At 39.4% G+C, this 1,611-nt stretch carries 2 protein-coding genes and 1 pseudogene; all 3 read left to right on the top strand.

The window, feature by feature from the left end:
- Positions 1-317: hypothetical protein (locus AX660_RS15760; protein ID WP_235594760.1), on the top strand; the 317-nt coding region annotated here is incomplete at its 5' end.
- 93 nt (positions 318-410) lie between these two features.
- On the top strand, positions 411-923 hold the full coding sequence (locus AX660_RS15755) for an SMODS domain-containing nucleotidyltransferase (protein WP_068378708.1): 513 nt from the start codon (positions 411-413) through the stop codon (positions 921-923).
- Positions 924-981: 58 nt separating this feature from the next.
- Positions 982-1,611 (top strand): annotated as a pseudogene (locus AX660_RS15750) (transposase); the annotation flags it as partial.

Here is a 1,611-nt window from a genome sequence, read left to right as displayed (position 1 = left end):
GCGTTATACGCTGGATATACATGGAAGCACTTAATAAAAAATTAGCTTTACTTTTGTGGGCTGAAACGGAAAACGGAGAGGATGATGTCGCTTTGTTTATTGGTATTTTAGTGTTCGAAAACAATTCATATATTTTTAAGCGTTCAGAACCGCCACACCCAATTATTGATAACGATTGGTTAGGAAGAATTCAACCTGTTGCAAATGAACAATTAGAAACATTGAATAATGCCGAATTTGTTCTTTCACTATCGGTAGGCAACATCAAAGGTTCTGATTCAAGTTTTGAAAGTTTTGGTCTTAAATGGCCTTTGTAGTAGCGTATAACAAGTCAAGTCAGCGGGAATTTTACTCGCTGAAAAACACTCATAAAATCCCCTGCTTGGGGCGTTAGCTTTTAGGATCTAGAGATGAGTTTATCTAATTGGTTTAGTGATTTCTGCTCAAATCTCCAGATACAAGATGGAGGTACTATCTCAAGTCGCTACAAAGCGATTACTCGGAGGTTAAATACAGATTTCTGGAGTACAACTTCAGATACGTCACATAGTCTCTATGTCGGATCATACGGACGGGGTACTTCAATTCAAGGGTTTAGTGATCTTGATATGGTTTTTGAATTGCCATCTTCTCTTTATTTTCAATATGATAAATATACGGGAAATGGTCAATCCGCATTGCTTCAATCAGTGCGTAATTCGATGCAGAAGACATATTCAACATCAAGTATTGGCGGGGATGGTCAAATAGTATCGGTGAGCTTTCAGGATGGAATCACTTTTGAAGTGGTACCTGTATTCACAAACAAATCAGATAGCTATACATACCCTGATTCTAATGGTGGGGGTTCCTGGAAGACTACTAATCCAAGGCCTGAAATAAGTGCAATAAATATAATTAATATGACACCCATCTTAAAATAGCAAAAAAATTGTTCTGTCCTAAACTCTTAGTTATTCACATAAACAAGGATGGTCCGTCATGCCACAGTCACGCAAAACTCAAATCAGTTTAACCGATACCCCTTATTACCATTGTGTTTCCCGTTGTGTTCGTCGTTCATTTTTGTGCGGTGAAGATAAATTCACGGGGCAAAATTATGAACATCGTCGTGGCTGGGTTGAAGAACGTTTGTTGTTTTTAGGGACTGTTTTTGCCATTGATATTGCGGCTTTTGCAGTGATGAGTAATCACACACATGTGGTGCTGTGTGTGGATAAAGCTTTAGTAGAAAACTGGACAATGGAGGAGGTATTAATGCGTTGGCACGCTTTGCATAAAGGTACATTGTTGACCAACAAATATCTTAATCCCGAACAACGCATAATGATGAGTGAGTCTGAATTAATGGTGGTAGAAGAAACGACGGCTGTTTACCGCCAACGTTTGTATGACATCAGTTGGTTTATGCGTAACCTCAATGAATACATAGCCCGCGAAGCCAATAAAGAAGATGAATGTACCGGCAGATTTTGGGAAGGACGATTCAAATCACAAGCTCTTTTAGATGAAACCGCCGTACTAGCCTGTATGGCTTACGTCGACTTGAATCCTATTCGAGCTAAGATGGACACCACGCCAGAAACCTCAAAACACACCAGTATTCAACAC

Source organism: Paraglaciecola hydrolytica (assembly GCF_001565895.1).
Classification (GTDB): domain Bacteria; phylum Pseudomonadota; class Gammaproteobacteria; order Enterobacterales; family Alteromonadaceae; genus Paraglaciecola; species Paraglaciecola hydrolytica.
The sequence above is the reverse complement of the archived record's forward strand: the minus strand, read 5'-3'. Positions and strand labels throughout refer to the sequence as shown.

Bases quoted from the DNA above. Each gene is read 5' to 3' on its own strand.
- AX660_RS15755 (WP_068378708.1), top strand. From the start codon at position 411: ATGAGTTTATCTAATTGGTTTAGTGATTTCTGCTCAAATCTCCAGATA.